The 16,293-nt window shown below is 72.4% G+C and carries 15 protein-coding genes; 4 read left to right on the top strand and 11 right to left on the bottom strand.

The genetic code is table 11. The features are described from left to right. Positions 1-21 precede the first annotated feature (21 nt). The 3 genes from ABD331_RS01030 to ABD331_RS01020 are packed head-to-tail and all read left to right on the top strand — an operon-like array spanning position 22 to position 3,157. The gene (locus ABD331_RS01030; protein ID WP_344470212.1) at positions 22-1,167 is read left to right on the top strand and encodes a Gfo/Idh/MocA family protein; all 1,146 of its coding nucleotides are present in this window, start codon (positions 22-24) and stop codon (positions 1,165-1,167) included. Beyond that, on the top strand, positions 1,164-2,315 hold the full coding sequence (locus tag ABD331_RS01025; protein ID WP_344470211.1) for a dihydrodipicolinate synthase family protein: 1,152 nt from the start codon (positions 1,164-1,166) through the stop codon (positions 2,313-2,315). Before ABD331_RS01030 ends, ABD331_RS01025 begins: the two co-directional genes overlap by 4 nt. After that, positions 2,312-3,157 (top strand): sugar phosphate isomerase/epimerase family protein, encoded by an 846-nt coding sequence (locus tag ABD331_RS01020; RefSeq protein WP_344470210.1) that lies wholly within the window; start codon positions 2,312-2,314, stop codon positions 3,155-3,157. The genes ABD331_RS01025 and ABD331_RS01020 overlap by 4 nt, the downstream gene beginning before the upstream one ends. A gap of 54 nt (positions 3,158-3,211) precedes the next feature. On the opposite strand, the gene ABD331_RS01015 is transcribed toward ABD331_RS01020, so the two are convergent. Genes ABD331_RS01015 through ABD331_RS01000 form a run of 4 tightly spaced genes read right to left on the bottom strand, consistent with a single transcriptional unit; the run spans position 3,212 to position 6,321 of the window. Beyond that, positions 3,212-3,841: a response regulator gene (locus ABD331_RS01015; protein ID WP_344470209.1), complete on the bottom strand. Its 630-nt coding sequence runs from the start codon at positions 3,839-3,841 to the stop codon at positions 3,212-3,214. Next, positions 3,817-4,905 carry a sensor histidine kinase gene (locus tag ABD331_RS01010; protein WP_344470208.1) on the bottom strand — a complete coding sequence of 363 codons (1,089 nt, stop codon included), beginning with the start codon at positions 4,903-4,905 and terminating at the stop codon, positions 3,817-3,819. The genes ABD331_RS01015 and ABD331_RS01010 overlap by 25 nt, the downstream gene beginning before the upstream one ends. Positions 4,906-4,912: 7 nt before the next feature. Further along, a complete protein-coding gene (locus ABD331_RS01005) occupies positions 4,913-5,611 on the bottom strand; it encodes an ABC transporter permease (protein ID WP_344470207.1) in 699 nt (232 codons plus the stop codon). After that, positions 5,608-6,321, bottom strand: coding sequence for an ABC transporter ATP-binding protein (locus ABD331_RS01000; RefSeq protein WP_344470206.1), 714 nt, complete (start codon positions 6,319-6,321; stop codon positions 5,608-5,610). The genes ABD331_RS01005 and ABD331_RS01000 overlap by 4 nt, the downstream gene beginning before the upstream one ends. Before the next feature lie 206 nt (positions 6,322-6,527). Between ABD331_RS01000 and ABD331_RS00995 the strand changes: the two genes are divergently transcribed. Continuing rightward, the gene (locus ABD331_RS00995) at positions 6,528-6,866 is read left to right on the top strand and encodes a GntR family transcriptional regulator (RefSeq protein WP_344470205.1); all 339 of its coding nucleotides are present in this window, start codon (positions 6,528-6,530) and stop codon (positions 6,864-6,866) included. Positions 6,867-6,920: 54 nt separating this feature from the next. Here ABD331_RS00995 and ABD331_RS00990 read toward each other — a convergent pair whose 3' ends face one another. The 7 genes from ABD331_RS00990 to ABD331_RS00960 form a co-directional block, all read right to left on the bottom strand. Beyond that, a complete protein-coding gene (locus ABD331_RS00990) occupies positions 6,921-7,487 on the bottom strand; it encodes a class I SAM-dependent methyltransferase (protein WP_344470204.1) in 567 nt (188 codons plus the stop codon). A gap of 54 nt (positions 7,488-7,541) precedes the next feature. Continuing rightward, positions 7,542-10,166: a PEP/pyruvate-binding domain-containing protein gene (locus ABD331_RS00985; RefSeq protein WP_344470203.1), complete on the bottom strand. Its 2,625-nt coding sequence runs from the start codon at positions 10,164-10,166 to the stop codon at positions 7,542-7,544. Positions 10,167-10,242: 76 nt separating this feature from the next. Continuing rightward, positions 10,243-11,163 carry an alkaline phosphatase family protein gene (locus ABD331_RS00980; RefSeq protein WP_344470202.1) on the bottom strand — a complete coding sequence of 307 codons (921 nt, stop codon included), beginning with the start codon at positions 11,161-11,163 and terminating at the stop codon, positions 10,243-10,245. Positions 11,164-11,188: 25 nt separating this feature from the next. Further along, a complete protein-coding gene (locus tag ABD331_RS00975; protein WP_344470201.1) occupies positions 11,189-11,962 on the bottom strand; it encodes a sugar phosphate isomerase/epimerase family protein in 774 nt (257 codons plus the stop codon). 36 nt (positions 11,963-11,998) lie between these two features. Beyond that, positions 11,999-12,991 carry a LacI family DNA-binding transcriptional regulator gene (locus tag ABD331_RS00970; protein WP_344470200.1) on the bottom strand — a complete coding sequence of 331 codons (993 nt, stop codon included), beginning with the start codon at positions 12,989-12,991 and terminating at the stop codon, positions 11,999-12,001. Positions 12,992-13,126: 135 nt separating this feature from the next. Further along, complete coding sequence (locus tag ABD331_RS00965; RefSeq protein WP_344470199.1) at positions 13,127-14,368, bottom strand: SPOR domain-containing protein; 1,242 nt, start codon at positions 14,366-14,368, stop codon at positions 13,127-13,129. 232 nt (positions 14,369-14,600) lie between these two features. Beyond that, positions 14,601-16,085, bottom strand: a complete 1,485-nt coding sequence (locus ABD331_RS00960; protein ID WP_344470198.1) for an LCP family protein — start codon at positions 16,083-16,085, stop codon at positions 14,601-14,603. Positions 16,086-16,293 lie beyond the last annotated feature (208 nt).

The following is a 16,293-nucleotide window of genomic DNA, read 5'->3' as shown; positions in this document are numbered from 1 at the left end:
TTGTGCCTCGAAGGGATCCTCATGAGCGTGCGCACCATCGGCGTCGTGATGAACGGCGTCACCGGACGGATGGGCTACCGTCAGCACCTGGTCCGGTCCGTCCTGGCCATCAACGAGCAGGGCGGCGTGACGCTCTCGGACGGCTCCAGGGTGAAGCTCAGGCCCGTACTGGTCGGCCGCAATGCCGACAAACTTGCAGATATCGCAACAAAGCATGACATTGCGGATTTCACCACGGACCTCGACGCGGCGCTCGCCGACGACGACAACGTGATCTACTTCGACGCCCAGGTCACCAGCGCCCGGGTGAAGGCCGTGCTCAAGGCCATCGAGGCCGGCAAGCACATCTACGCCGAGAAGCCCACCGCCGAGTCGACCCAGGAGGCCATCGCGCTGGCCGAGGCCGCCACGGCCAAGGGCGTCAAGAACGGCGTCGTGCAGGACAAGCTGTTCCTGCCTGGCCTGCTCAAGCTGAAGCGGCTGATCGACGGCGGCTTCTTCGGCCGCATCCTGTCGGTGCGCGGCGAGTTCGGCTACTGGGTGTTCGAGGGCGACTGGCAGGAGGCCCAGCGCCCCTCGTGGAACTACCGCGCCGAGGACGGCGGCGGCATCGTGCTCGACATGTTCCCGCACTGGCACTACGTGATGGAGAACCTGTTCGGCCGCGTGCGCTCGGTCTACGCCCAGGCCGTGACCCATGTGCCGGCCCGCGTGGACGAGCAGGGCAAGGAGTACCAGGCCACCGCCGACGACGCCGCGTACGGGATCTTCGAGCTGGAGGGCGGCGTCATCGCCCAGATCAACTCCTCCTGGACGGTCCGCGTGAACCGCGACGAGCTGGTCGAGTTCCAGGTGGACGGCACGCACGGCAGCGCCGTCGCGGGCCTGCGCAACTGCCGCGTCCAGCACCGCTCCGCCACCCCCAAGCCCGTCTGGAACCCCGACCTGCCCGCCACGGCGCGCTTCCGCGACGGCTGGCAGGAGGTGCCGGACAACGCCGAGTTCGACAACGGCTTCAAGGTGCAGTGGGAGGCGTTCGTCCGGCACGTGGTGGAGGACGCGCCGTTCCCGAACGACTTCGCCTCGGGCGCGCGCGGCGTGCAGCTCGCCGAGCTGGGGCTGCGCTCCAACGCCGAGGGCCGCAGGATCGAGGTGCCTGGCCTGTGAGGATCGACCTTCCGGGGTTCGGCTCGTACCCGCTGAGCGAGCCCACGACCTGGCCGGTCGTGGACCGGCCGGCGACCAGCCGCATCGTGTACGCCGCCGCGCACGTGGTGGCCGACCCGCTGGGCGACAACACGCCCGGCTCCCCCGCCGCCGTGGACTGGGAAGCCACCCTGCGCTTCCGCCGCCACCTGTGGTCGCTGGGCCTGCGCGTGGCCGACGCCATGGACACCGCCCAGCGCAACATGGGCCTCGACTGGGCCGCCACCAGGGAGCTGATCCAGCGCAGCGCCGCCGAGGCCCGCGCGTACGGCGACCCGGCCACGCTGGTCTCCTGCGGCGCGGGCACCGACCACGACCCGGACGGCGGCACCCTGGACGCGATCACCGCCGCGTACGCCGAGCAGATCGAGACCGTGCAGTCGGCCGGCGCGGGCGTGATCGTGATGGCCTCCCGCCAGCTCGCCAGGATCGCCTCCGGGCCGCAGGACTACCACCAGGTGTACGGCAAGCTGTTCGGCGTCGCCGAGCGCCCGGTGATCCTGCACTGGCTGGGCGAGATGTTCGACCCTCAGCTCGCCGGATACTGGGGCTCGCGCGACGTCGCGGCGGCCACGGAGTCGTTCCTGGAGCTGATCCACGCCAACGCCTCGATGGTGGACGGCGTGAAGGTGTCGCTGCTGGACGAGCAGCACGAGATCGGCCTGCGCGCGGCGCTGCCCGAGGGCGTCAAGCTCTACACCGGCGACGACTTCAACTACCCGTCGCTGATCAAGTCGGGCTCGCACGCGCTGCTGGGCATCTTCGACGCGATCGCCCCGGCTGCGGCGGCCGCCCTCCAGGCCCTGGACGCGGCCGAGGCGGGCGACGAGCAGGCGCTGACCCGCTACGACGAAATCCTCGCGCCGACCGTCCCGCTGTCGCGCAAGATCTTCGAGACGCCGACGTACAACTACAAGACCGGCATCGTCTTCCTGGCCTGGCTGAACGGCCACCAGGACGCGTTCGCCATGGTGAACGGCGCCCAGTCGGCCCGCTCGCTGCTGCACCTGTCGGAGGTGTTCCGCCTGGCCGACCAGGCGGGGCTGCTCGCCGACCAGGAGCTGGCCGTGCGCCGGATGAAGGCGCTGCTGGCGGTGAACGGCCTGTGAGTCTGTCTCTCAACCAGTGGACGACCAGGCACTGGACCCTGCCGGAGGCCGTGGACGGATGCGTCAGGCACGGCCTGGAGGCGATCGGGCTGTGGCGGGAGAAGGTCGCCGAGACGGGGCTCGCGCAGAGCGTCAAGCTCGTGCGGGCGGCGGGGCTGCGGGTGTCGTCGCTGTGCCGCGGCGGCTTCCTCACCTCGGGTGACGGTACGGCCTTCGCGCAGGCGCTGGAGGAGAACCGTCGGGCCATCGACGAGGCGGCCGAGCTGGAGGCCGCCTGCCTCGTGCTGGTCGTGGGCGGGCTGCCCGGCGTGCAGCCCGGCGAGCCGCTGCCCGGCGCCTTCGGCCGTGACCTCGCGGGAGCGCGCGAGCGGGTGGCCGAGGCGCTGGCCGAGCTGGCGCCGTACGCCGGGGAGCGGGGGGTGAAGCTGGCCCTGGAGCCGCTGCACCCGATCTACTGCCCGGACCGCGCGGTGATCTCCACGCTGGGGCAGGCGCTCGACCTGAGCCTGCCGTTCCCCGAGGAGCAGGTCGGCGTGGTCGTGGACACCTTCCACGTGTGGTGGGATCCGCGCCTGTTCGAGGACATCGCCCGCGTCGGCAGCCGGATCGCCTCCTACCAGGTGTGCGACTACCTGCACCCGCTGCCCGCGGACGTGCTGCTCGGGCGGGGCATGATGGGCGACGGCGTGATCGGCTTCCGGCCGATCACGGCGGCGGTCCAGGCGGCCGGGTACGGCGGGGACGTCGAGGTGGAGATCTTCAACGCCGAGATCTGGGCCGCCGACCCCGATGAGGTCGTGGCCACGATGAAGGCGCGTTACGAGGAGGTCGTACTCGCCTAGCAGGACCGGGGGCGGCGCCGGATGGGGCGCCGCCCCTTCGCATGCGCGTCAAGCCTAGATGAGGCGTCGTTCCATCGCCGCGACCACGGCCGCCGCCCTGTTGTCCACGCCGAGCTTGGCGAAGACGTGCTTGAGGTGCGTCTTCACGGTGGTCTCGCTGATCAGCAGCGCCCGCGCCACCTCCTTGTTGGCGGCCCCGCGCGCGATGAGCCTGAGCACCTCCAGCTCCCGCGGCGTCGGCGCCGACGCGGGCTTGCGGCCCAGGCCGTCGATGAGCTGCGAGGTGATCCGCTGGGCCAGCACCCGCCCGCCGGCCGCCGCCGTCCGCACGGCCGCCTGCAGCTCCTCGCGCGGCGCGTCCTTGAGCAGGTATCCGGCCACCCCCGCGGCCAGCGCCCGCGACACGTCGGCGTCCGTGTCGTACGTGGTCAGCACCACGACCCGGATGCCCGGATGGTCGGCGGCCAGCCGTTCGATGGCGCTGACGCCGTCGAGCCCCGGCATGCGCAGGTCCATCAGCACCACGTCGGGCGCGGCGGCCCTGGCCAGGGCGAGGGCCTCGTGCCCGTCGCCCGCCTCGGCCACCACCTCGATGTCGGGCACGCCGTCGAAGATGCCGCGCAGCCCGTCGCGTACCACCGGATGGTCGTCGACGATCATCAGGCGCAGGGGATGCTCACGCACAGGGCGGTCCCTTCTCCCGGCGCCGACTCCACGGTGACGGTGCCGCCCGAGCGGGCGGCCCGCTCGCGCATCGCGATCAGCCCGTAGCCTCCCTGGGTGCCGGCGGGGTCGAAGCCGGTGCCGTCGTCGAGCACGTCCAGGGTGACCTCCTCCTCCATGTACGACAGGGTCAGAGCGGCGCGGCGGGCGCCGGCGTGCTTGGCCACGTTCGCCAGGCCCTCCTGGGCGGCGCGTAACAGCGTGGCCTCCACCTCCTCCGGCAGCCGGCGCGGCTCGCCGTCCACCGAGACGGTCGCCGGCACGCCGGTCGCGGCCGACCAGCGCTCGGCCACCCCCCTCAGCGCCTCGTGCAGCGGGGCGCGTTCGAGCGGCTCGGGGCGCAGCGCGTCCACCGAGCGTCTGGCCTCCTTGAGGCTGTCGCGGGCCAGTTGCTTGGCCAGCGCGATGCGCTTGCGCACCGCCTCGGGGTCGTCGATGCCCTGCTCGGCCGCTTCGAGCTGGGCGATGATGCCGCTGAACCCCTGGGCGAGCGTGTCGTGGATCTCCCTGGCCAGCCTGGCCCGCTCCTCCAAGGCGCCCACGATCCGGTTCTGTTCGCTGTGCTTGACGAGCTCGTGCGTGAAGATCCCCATGATGAGGGTGAGCGCCGTGCTGCCCAGGACGAAGGCCAGCACGGACGGGTCGCCGGGGATGGCCTCGATCGCCCCGGCCGCGGCGGCGCTCGACAGGACGAACAGCACCGCTCCGGCGTAGCCCCACCGGCCGGGCAGCAACAGGTACGGCATCGCGATCAGGCCGTACGCCATCGCCTGGTAGGAGGAGTTCGTCCGGACGAGCGCGTAGTTCAGCACCACCAGCACCAGGAAGTGCCAGGCCATGGGGTTGAGGCGTTCGAGGAGCGCGGGCCGGCGGGCGATGAAGAAGGTGTACCAGGCGCCGAGGAGCGCCGACAGGCCGAGCCCGACGGGGTCGGGCCCGTCCTCCAGGGTCGCGATCGTCACGGCCATCGCGAGGCAGGTGTAGAAGAGCAGGTGGAAGACCCGGGGCCAGCCTGCGTCGTCCAACGTGCGATCACTCCCAGCGGAACAGCGCGACCGCGATCGCGGTGCCGGCCACGATTATCGCCGAAATGACCAGAAAGGGCATCGGTGCGGGATCGCCGAGCCAGCTCTCCCGCAGCGCGGTGACGCCCTGGGTGAGCGGCAGGTACGCGCCGATCTCGCGTAGCTCTCCCGGCACGCCCTCGCGCGGGATGGCCGCCCCCGCCAGGAAGATCATCGGGAACATGACGAGCAGGCCGATCAGGTCCGCCGTCCTGGCGCGGGGCGCGAGTGCGGCCAGCACGAAGCCGATGGCGTAACACATGAGCGCGCACAACACGAACGCCAGCACCAGCGCGGCCGGATGCGCGGGCGGCGCCACCCCGAACCCGATCACCGCGACCCCGATCAGGATGGCGGCCCCCGCGAGCGCCATCACGAGCTGGGCCGCGATCTGGGCGGTGAGCAGCACGAGCGGGGAGACCGGGGTGGTGGCCAGGCGGCGCAGCACCTTGCGCTCCCGGTAGCTCGCCATGACCCCGGGCAGCGTGGAGATCCCGCCGATGGCCAGGACCATCGCCAGGTAGCCGGGCACGAAGATCTCAAGGTGGTCGTTGCTCCCGTTCAGGAGCAGCAGCATGGCCGGGAAGGCGACCATGAAGAACAGCGTGGCCGGGTCCCTGGACAGCAGCCGCAGCTCCGACGCCGACAGGCTCGTGAACGCCTTCATCGCCCCTCCTCCGCCAGCGCCAGGTACGCGTTCTCCAGCGAGTCCGTCCCGGTGCGGCCGATCAGCTCGCGCGGGCTCCCGAGCGCCACGATCCTCCCCTTGCGGAGCACGGCCACCCGGTCGCACAGCTCCTCGGCCTCGTCCAGGAAGTGGCTGACCAGCACGACCGTGGTGCCGGCCGCCTTGAGGTCGCCGACGAGCGTCCAGGTCTCGCGGCGGGCCACCGGGTCGAGGCCGGTGGTCAGCTCGTCCAGCACGACCAGCTCCGGGCCGCCGACCAGGGCCAGCGCCAGCTTGAGCCGCTGCTTCTGGCCGCCCGACAGGTCGCCGTACGCCTTGGCCGCGATCGGGCCGAGATCCCAGCGCCGCAGCACCGCCCGCCAGTCGTCCGGCCGGTCGTACAGGGCGGCGAACAGCCGCATCGCCTCGGCCACCCTGAGCCGGTCGGGCAGCTCACCCTCCTGCAACTGCACGCCCATGCGCTGGGCCAGGGCCCGTCGGCGGCGGGCGGGGTCCTGGCCGAGCACGCGGACCGTCCCCGAGTCGGGCCTGCGCAGGCCCGACAGGCATTCCACCGTGGTGGTCTTGCCCGCGCCGTTGTGGCCGAGCACGCCGAACGTCTCGCCCCTCGCCACCGTGAACGACACGCCGTCCACGGCGCGGGTGTGGCCGTACGTCTTGTGGAGGTCGTCGACCTCGATCACCGTCATGCTCCGAGGCTCGCTGGACCCGGCTTCCGGCGGCATCGCCCGTTCGTACACGCGGCATCCTCCGTCCGGAGGATGGGCCGTGTCCGCGGTGGCTACCTCGCGTGCCCCTCGAGTAGGGCCTTCCAAAGCCGTCCCGCCTCCGCATCCCGCACCCAGGGGCTCTCGCGGACCTGATCGCCATCCGCTGTCCTGTCCGTTCGCCGGATGTGTCCCAGACCGCCCGCCGCACACAGCTCGTAGGTGGTGGGCTCCCGGTCACACGTGTGCGCTCGGACGCGGGTGGAGGCGGACCTGCCCACCGATTCGCAGCGGGCCCCGGTTATGTCTACGTCCAGGTCGCCGACCACATCGTCGCCAGAATCGGAGCAGGCGAACTCGTCCCGAACAGCCGACTACCAGGAGAACGCGACCTGGCGAAGGAATATGGCGTCGCGCAAGGCACGATCAGGCGAGCCGTCCAAGAGCTTCGGGATCGCGGATTGGTGGTCACGCTGCCGGCGAAAGGGACCTACATCGCCCGCGCGGAGCAGTCCGCTTCGGGCTGACTCACCGGTTGAGAGGTGGGTGCAGTCCGTACGACGTCCATCTGTCCCACCTCGCTACTCAGCTTTGTCCCAGACCAGCAGGTAGCGGCGCAGGAGCAGGCGGCGGAAGCGGCAGCCGGGCAGCACGCGACGGGCCAGCCGCGCGGTCTCGCCCCACGACAGGACGGGGTCCATGGCGGGCACCGCCTTGCCAGGCCCGGTCTTGGGGCCGTTACGCAGGCGCAGCACCCGGGAGGCGACCTGGCCGGCGCCGCTGACGATCCAGTCGAGCGGCGACCGGTTCCGCGCCAGGCCGATCACGACCAGCCGTCCACCAGGGGCCAGCAGCCGGGTCAGCGCGCGGGCGGCGGCGGTGAGCTCGGCGTGGTGGACGACGGCGACGGCGCTGATGAAGTCGTACTTGCCCTCGGGGAGCAGCCCGCGCGGGTCGTCGAGGTAGTCGGCGGTGACGAACTCGACGTTGTCCAGCCCGCCGTGGCGCTCGCAGGCCATGGCGACGGCCTCGGGGGCGCGGTCGGCGGCGGTCACCTCGGCGGCGCGGGCGGCCAGCTTGCTCGCCAGCAGCCCGTCGCCGCAACCTATGTCGAGTGCCCGCTGACAGCCCGCGGGCATGAGCTTCATGACCAGGCGCTGGTAGTGGACGTTGTGGTTCCAGTAGGCGTGATCACGGTAGCGTCACGGCTCGGAGATCGTCACATTTCCCGCCGCGCCGTTGACCGTGATCTCCTGTCCCGAGGTGATGCGGTGGGTGGCGTCGGGCACGCCCACGACGGCGGGGATGCCGTACTCCCTGGCCACCACGGCGCCGTGCGACATGGCGCCGCCCATCTCCATCACCAGCCCGCCCGCCGTCAGGAACAGCGGGGTCCAGCCCGGGTCGGTGGAGGGGCAGACGAGGATCTCGCCCGGTTCCAGGTGGGCGCCGATGGGGTCGAGCACCACCCTGGCCACGCCGGTGACCGTGCCGGGCGAGGCGGCCGTGCCCGTGAGCGCGCCGTCGGCGGCGGCCTCCTGGGTGGCCTCGGGCTCGGTGCCGTCGGAGAGCAGCACTCTGGGGACGTGCCTGCGACGCCGTTCCCGCTCGTACGTGGCCCGCCGCTCCGCCACCACCTCACGCAGATCGCCGCCCGCCGAGACACCTCCGGTGACGCGCGGGTCGCCGCCCGCCAGGGCGGCCCTGGTCTCGCGCAGGTCCAGGAAGAACACGTCGTGCGCCGAGTCCAGCACGCCCAGCCCCACCAGGTGCTCCCCCACCACGAGGAGGCTGGCGCGGACCGCGGCGAGCGTCTTGACCAGGTAGAACTTGGGCAGCTCCCGCAGCCCGGCGTACCGGCGCGTGCGGCCGAGCCCGAAGCGCACCACCGCGGCCCGCCACCGCCCCCTGCGCCGGGCCCGTGCCGTCACCTCGGCGATGGTCCGCCGCGCGATCTCGGCTCCCTCGCGGAAGGTGTCGGAAGGGGGCGTGCCCTGCTCCATGCGCAGGTAGTTGGCCAGCACGCCGAGGATATGGGCGGGCTCCTCCGACCAGCGCGGCACGCCGAGGTCGATCTCCGCGACGCCGCGGTGCCCGTACGTGCCGAGGAACGCGGCGATCTCCCGCTGGGCGACCGGCGGGAGCCGTCCCTCCTGGTAGCGGGCCACCAGTTCGGGCACGGACAGTTCCCTGAACGGTTCCGGCTCGATGCGGGTGCTCAGCCGCCACAGCTCCAGGTCCATCTCGGTGGTCGGGTTGTGGGGCAGGCTGCGCAGCACGTCGCTCATCCCGGCGACGGGCACGCCGGACAGCCGGGAGGCCAGCGCGAACAGGGCGTAGCCGGTGATCACGTTCGGCATGATCGAGATGATCAGCGGGAAGGTGCCGCGCAGGACGCGTTCGGCGTGGTCCAGGCGCTGGGCGGGGGTCGCGGTGGCGGGCACGCGCAGCCTGCCGTCCAGGGTCTCGCCGAGCTTGACGGTGGCGGCCACGGCCTGGTCCGGCCTGGTGAGCGCGGTCAGCGCCCGGCGCGGCAGGCGGAGGTTGCCGGCGAACCTGCCGAGCCCGCGCAGGAAGGGCCGCACGGACCCGGGCGCCGCGTTCAGGCGCGGGTCCTCGAAGAGCCCTTCCACGACGCCCACCGCGCGGGCCTCGCCGAGCGTCAGCATGCGCGGCAGGACGGCCCTGCCGGGACGGCTGCGCACGGCCGCGGTGATGTCGAGCCACAACCGCTCGCCCGAGACCGTCACGAAGCCGGCGCCGTCGAGGGGGTCGGCGGGCGCGTGCCCGGCCAGCGCCGCGCCGCCCGCGCTGATCAGCCGGAACGCCGCCTGCCCCATCGGGGTCAGCGGCCCCATGACGCCCTGGACGACGTTGACCGAGAAGTACACCCGCAGGCCGGGCCTGGGGTGCTCGGGCAGCGGGTAGAGCGTGGTGATCGGCCTGGCCTGGGTGAGCCAGAGCGTGCCGTCGTGGCCGATGGCCCACTCGGTGTCCTGCGGGGCGCCGTAGTGGGCCTCGACGCGGGCGCCGAGGGCGGCGAGGTCGCGCACCTCGTCGTCGGTCAGGCACAGGCCCTGCCCGGCCGTCTCGACGCGTTCGGTGCCGCCGCCGGGCAGGGAGCGGATGGCCAGCCGCTTGTCACCGGCGTGGCGTTCGAGTATCCGGCCGTCGCGGACGCGGAAGCGGTCGGGGTTCACGGCGCCGGACACCACCGCCTCGCCGAGGCCGGGGCTGGCGTCGATGACGCTCTCGTGCCGCGTGCCCGTCACGGGGTTGGCGGTGAACATGACGCCGGCGACCCGCGCGTCCACCATCCGCTGGACGACCACGGCGAGCCGGACGGCGGCGTGGTCGATGCCGTTGGACTCGCGGTAGGCGACGGCGCGGCCGGTCCAGAGCGAGGCCCAGCAGCGGCGGACGGCCTCCACCACCGCCTTCGTGCCGACGACGTTGAGGAAGGTGTCCTGCTGGCCGGCGAAGCTGGCGAACGGCAGGTCCTCGGCGGTGGCGGAGGAGCGCACGGCCACGGGCACGTCGGGACCGAGCGCCTCGTACGCCTTCACGATGGCCTCGTGCACGGCGTCCGGCACCGGCGCCTCCAGGAGGTGCCGCCTGGCCCGCGCGGCCAGCTCCTCCCCTCCGTCCTTCTCGCCGTCGATCCGCAGGTCCTGGGCGACCTGCCGGTAGGCGTCGGTGGTGAGCACCCACCCGGGCGGCACCGGCAGGCCGGCCCTGGTCAGCTCGCCGAGGTTGGCCGCCTTGCCGCCCACGTCGGCGAGCATGCCCGCGTCGATCTCGGTGAAGTCCAGGGCCGTCGTCTTCATCGCACGCTCTCCTGCCGTTCAGCGTCCCGTCATCCCAGTGTTCCGCTTCCCGGCCAAGAATTCAACGCCTGATGAATCAAATGCTCAAGGGGATGCCGTCCAGATCCCACGAGGGCTCGACCGGCACGCCGAGCACGGCGAGCACCGTCGGCCCCACGTCCACCAGCCGGGGCTCGTCGAGCGGGCGTCCGCCGAGGTCGCGCCCCGGCGTGTTCGCGATCACGAAGACGGTGCGCTCCTCGTCCGAGGTGCCGCCGTGCCCGCCCGCGTCCACGTGGCCGTGGTCGGTCGTGACCAGCACCGTCCAGCGCTCCTGCCCGTACGCGGGCCGCGCCTGGATCGCGTCGAGGAGGCGGCCCAGGTAGGCGTCCTGGGCCTGGAGGGCGGCGGCGTACTCGGGGCAGTGCGGGCCGAGGTCGTGGGCCACCTCGTCGGTGTCGCCGAGGTAGACGAAGACCGCGTCGGGGTCGTCCTCGGCCAGGTGCCGCTCGGCGGCCTCGGCGACCTGCTTGTCCGCGGTGGCCCAGCCGACGGTGTAGCCGTCGAGCACGAAGCGGTGGTCGATCGCCGGGCCGAACGCGCCGTGCTCGGCGAGGGCGGCCCAGGAGAAGAACGCGGAGGTCGTCAGCTCGGGCCGGGCGGTCTTGGCCCGGGTCAGGAAGTCCGGAAATTTCTGGAACTGGGGGTTCGCGAAGCCGTTGTCGACGATGCCGTGCTTGTCGGGCCAGGTTCCGGTGGCGATCGACGACCAGCCGGGGCCCGAGTCGGTGCGCGACCTGATCACCCGGCCGCCGTCGCCCGGCTCGGGGGTCTTGGGGACGACCTCGCCGGGGGATTCCGTGCGCGGTGTCCCCGCTTCGCCGTAGGGGAGCTTGCTGGTGCCGTACGCGCCGGTGGCCATCAGGCCGGCCAGGACGGGGGCGTCCAGGACGAGCAGCCGGTCGAACCTCAGCCCGTCCATGCCGACGACGAGCACCTTGCTTGTGAGAGCGGACATCCCCCCATCTAAGCGGTGACGCCCGCTATGAGGTGAAGCGCCGTACCCACTCGGTGGCGCCGGGCAGGATCTCCTCGACCGGGGCCACCTGCGGATACCAGGTGCGCTCCCACTCCAGCGACACCCACCCGCCGAACCCGGCCGCGCACAGCAGCTCGCCCGACTCCTGCAGCGGCACCGAGCCCGTCCCCATCGGCACGGGGGTCGTGTCCTGCGCCGAGACGGCGTCCTTGACCTGCACGTAGCCGAGGTAAGGGGCCAGCGCCGCAAGCGTCCGCGCGGGCGGCTCGCCGTGGCGCCAGGGGTGCAGCAGGTCCCAGATCGCGCCCGTGGTTTCGGGCAGGTCCGCCTGGGCGAGCAGCGCGGCCACGGCCTCGCCGGTCGCCATGCTGTCGTGCGTCTCGACGAGCACCCGGCAGCCGAGCGCGGCCGCCGTACCGGAGACGGCGTGGAGGCGGCGGACGCCGGTGGCCGGGTCGTCGCCGCGCGGGAACACCCGCACGCCGGGCGCGCCGAGGTCGGCGGCGAGCCGCAGGTCGGCCAGGAGCGCCTCGACGACCGGCTCGTCCGGGCCCGCCTCGCAGACGCCGGCGTAACCGGCCAGGGCGGAGATCTGCAGCCCCGCCTGCTCGATCCGCTTGCGCACCGACTCCCTGGCCGCCTGGTCGAGGCCCGCGTGCACACCGGTGTCGGGATGCAGCCGTAGCTCCAGCCCCTGGCAGCCGTGCCCGGCCGCGATCTCGATCGCCCTGTCCAGCCCCTCGCCGGGCATCCCCAGCGTGCTGACCGCCAGCTTCACGCCATCCTCCCCATCACGCCGCGGGCTCCCGCGGCGTCAAGCCATTCTCCGGACGCTCTCGCGCAGCACGACCTCGCCGGCCACCTTCTCGACCACGATCGGGTCGTCCTCGTTGAGCGCCAACTCCAGCGCGCGAGCCCCCATGTCCTTCAGCGGCAGCCGGACCGTCGTCAGCGCGGGCACATGATCACGCAGCGTGACGATGTCGTCGAAACCGGCCACCGAGACGTCCTCGGGCACCCGGGTCCCCTGCTCGCGGTAGGCCGCGAGCGCGCCCACCGCCATCACGTCGTTGACGGCGAAGACGCAGGTGGCGTCCGTGACCTGCCGGGCCGCGGTGTAGCCGCCGTCGCGGTCGAACGGGCCGTGGATCACCTGCGGGGCGGGCAGGCCCAGCTCGTCGAGCGCCTGCGAGAAGCCAGCGCACCGGTCGGCCGCCGTCACCAGGTGCGGCGGGCCCGCCAGGACCGCGAACCGCGTGTGGCCCAGCCCGGCCAGCGCCCTGGCCAGCTCGGCCGCGCCCTCCCTGTTGGCGGGCGCGACGGTGTCGACGCCGAGCAGGTCCTGTCCGACGCAGGCCGCCCGGCCGCCGCCCGCCTGGTAGCGGGCCAGCTCCTCGCGCAGCCGCCGGGTGACGCCCGCGTCGGCGACGCGCGAGCCGACCAGCAGGACGGCGCGCACGCGCTGGGCGTGCAGCGTGGCCAGGTAGGCGATCTCCTGCTCGGGGTCGCGATGCGTGGTGCCCACCATGACGAGCAGCCCTTCGGTGGCCGCGGCCCGCATCGCCCCGTCGGCGAGCGCCGCGAAGTAGGGGTCGGTGAGGTCGTGCACGACGATGCCGATGACGTTGCTCGCCCCGCGGGCCAGCGTCTGGGCGGCGATGTTGGCCCGGTAGCCGAGCTCGTCCGCGGCCCGCTCGACGCGCGCCCGCAAGGCCGCGCCCACCTGGCGGGTGCTGCCGTTGAGCACCCGCGAGGCGGTCGCGAGCGAGACGCCCGCCTGCTTGGCGACGTCTTCAAGCGTGACCACGAGACCTCCAGGAAAGCGGTTTCCAAGTCTGCCAGACCGGCACCTGGATCCGCATCCTGCCACGTCCGCGGCCTCGGGGACAGGATGTCCCGCCCCGGCGGCGGCACCGGAACCGCCGCCGGGCGGACCTCACGCTTAAGCCCAGGGGAACAGGATGTCCAGCAGCCCCTTGCGCTCCTCCTGCGTCGGGGCGGGCACCGGGGCCTGGGTCGTGGCGGGCGGCTGGGTGGTCGTCGAGTCACCCGTGTCGTTCGTGCCGCCCTTGTCGGACGACGAGGACGACCCGTCGCTGCCGCCGCTGTCCTGCCCGCGCGAGTCCGCGGTGTCGTTCATCGTGCCCTGCGGGTCGCGGGTGGGCTTGCGCGTCGGCTCGGTGGTGGCCTTCTGCCGCGTGGGCGTCGGGCGGGGCTCGGCCTCCCGCGTGGGGCGCGTGCGCTCCTGCGCGGGCGTCGGGATTGCGGACTCGGGCTCGGCCGGCTCATCGGTGACCGAATCCGTGGGTTCCGGCGTCTCCTCCGTCGCCTCCTCGGCCGCCGTGTCCTCAGGGGCGGCCGACTCGGACGGCGAGTTCACCTCCCCGGCGCTGGCGCACTGCACGCCCGCGCACGGGTCGTCGGAGGAGGTGCCGGTGAGCATCCAGCCGGCGCCGACGCCGACCAGCACCACCGCGACGGCCGCCACCAGCAGCACCCTGGTACGGCGGCGCACCTCCCCCTCGCCCCCGGACGAGCGCCCGTCGTAGGAGTCGCCGGAGTCGTCGGTCCATCCCGAGCCGAGGAAGCCGCGCTTGGGCCGGTCCTCGTCCAGGTCGTCGCGGCCCGCCTCGTAGCTCCGGTCGATCGGGAGGTAGGGGTTGTCGTCGTCGTCCGCCACCCGGTGCGGCCCGCTGTGCTCGGCCAGCTCGTCGTACGGCGAGCCGGCGCGCACCTCGTGCGGCCCGCTCAGCTCGTCGCTGTAGACGTCGGCCCGCAGGTCGTGCGGCCCGCTCGCGCCCAGGTCGTAGCCGCCTCCGTCACGGGAGCCGCCCCCGTCGTACGCGCCCGCGTCACGGGGGCCGCCGACGTCGTACGCGCCCGCGCCGTGCGAGCCGCCCAGGTCGTAGCCGTCGCGGGATGCGCCGAGCACGTCGTGGGGCCCGCTCTGGCCGCCGAGGTCGTAGCCGCCGGAGGAGACGCCGAGCACGTCGCGCGGGTCGCCGGACAGCAGGTCGCGCGGCGGGGCGGGGTCGTCGAGCACGTCGCGCGGGGTCTCACCGATCAGCTGCGGCTCGCCGGTCAGCGCGCCCCTGTCGGGCGGCAGGATGTAGGTCTCGTTGCCGACGACCTGGATGGCGGGCTGCTCGTCAGTGTCGTCGGTGCTCCACCGCGGAGAGAGCACGTCACCCGTCATCTCCGGGTTTAACGACTTACCCTGCCCGTCCTCGTATGGCCTGTCGTTCTCGTCGCGTGCCACGGTGGAACCTCTCTTGTACGAATAGTAACCGCGCCCCTTCCTACCACTACTTGTCCGGAAATTTCACTTGTTTCCCTAAAATCACTCTGCGTAACAATCGTCCCACAGCGTCACTGAGTCACCACGGAGCCGATGCGACATCAGGAAGCGTGCGCGGTCACTTGCAGGGGTTGGTGTTGCTGTCGACGACCTTGTCCTTGAGGGCGTCGGGGATGGCCGACTGGACCCGGACCCCCGGCCAGTCCTTGCCGATCACGAGCTGTACGACGGGCCCGGTGGGCGTCTCGGCGGGCGGGGTCTTGGGCGCGTACGGCTGCGAGGTGGCGGCCTTGACCTTGCCCTGCACGGGCGTGCGCTTGTCCTTCGACAGCCGGGCCGCCACCGCGTCGCCGTAGGCGGGGCCGGTCTCGGCGTCCTTCTTGGCGTACCTGATCGTGGTGGTGTCGGCGACCGCGGCGTTGCCCACCTGCGTGACCACGAACCCCTGGGCGGCCAGCGCGTCCGCCACCTGCAGCGCCTTGCCCTGCTCGCCGGTGGCGTTGAGCACCTGGAGGCGCACCTGCTCGTTCTTGACCGCGGGCGCGCTCGACTTGCCCGGGGAGGGGCTGGTCCTGATGTCGGTGTCGTTGCGCACGGCCTCGAAGAAGTCGCGCGCCGCCGGCTGGGCGAACTGCACCCTGGCCTTGTTCTCCGGGTACGGCTCGACGGGCACCGTGATGCCCTTGAGCTCCTTGGCGGTCAGCCCGCTGACGCTCCTGGCGATCTCCAGCATGCGGTCGAGGCCGAGGCCGTCGTCCACGGTGACGGCCTGGGTGGCGGCCTGGAGGAAGTCGTTCAGCTTGCCGGGGTCGGTGAGCAGGCCGCCGTCGGTGACCTTCTTCATCACCTGGGTGAGGAAGATCTGCTGGCGCTCGATCCGGCCGAGGTCGCTGCCGTCGCCCAGGGAGTACCTGGTCCGCACGTAGCCGAGCGCCTGCTCGCCCATGACGGTGTGCTTGCCGGGGCCGAGCACGAACTTGGCCTCTTTGTCGTTGACGGCCTTGGGCAGGCAGATCTCGATGCCGCCCAGCGCGTCGATGATGCCCTTGAAGCCGGTGAAGTCCACCTTCACGAAGTGGTTGATCTTGATGTTGGTGAGGGATTCCAGGGTCTTGATCGTGCAGTTGATGCCGCCGTCGTTGAAGGCGGCGTTGACCTGGCGCAGCCCGCCGGGCAGCACGGCGCCGTTCCTGCCCTCGCACTCCGGGACCTGGACCATCGAGTCGCGCGGAAAGCTGATCATGGTGGCGCCGTCGCGGTTGGGCGCGATGTGCAGGAGCATGATCGTGTCGGTGCGCTCCCCCGCTCCCACGGTCGTGGCGCCGTACTTCTTGTTGTCGCCGTCACGGGAGTCGGAGCCGACGAGCAGCACGTTGAGCGCGCCGGTGTCGGGCGGGCGGGTGGTGCCCGGGTCGATGCGCTCGCGGTCGATGCCGCTGTCCAGGTAGCGGTAGTAGCCGTAGCCGCCGAGCGCGACAGCCACCAGCACGAGCGTCAGCGCCACGCTCACCCAGCCGAGCGGGGTCAGCGGGTTGCGCGACGGCGTGGAGCGGCGGCCGCGCGGCGGCTGCCGCACCGGCATCGGGGCCTTGGGCTGCGGCATCGGGGCGACTCGCCGCCCCTGACGGCTTTCGTTCCGCCGTTCTCTCACGCGGTCCACCCCTTGCGCCATGATCGCGAAGCATAGCCACAAACCGGTATTTGGAGGATAAGTACCGTCATCTTGGCTTGTTCGCCTGTTCATCATCCGCGAGACGGTGGCCTTTCGGATAGTCCCTTCTCACCCGAGCAAGGGCTCCATCCAATGCGCC

The organism is Nonomuraea monospora (assembly GCF_039531895.1).
GTDB lineage: Bacteria > Actinomycetota > Actinomycetes > Streptosporangiales > Streptosporangiaceae > Nonomuraea > Nonomuraea monospora.
This window is presented reverse-complemented; position numbering and strand designations above follow the sequence as displayed.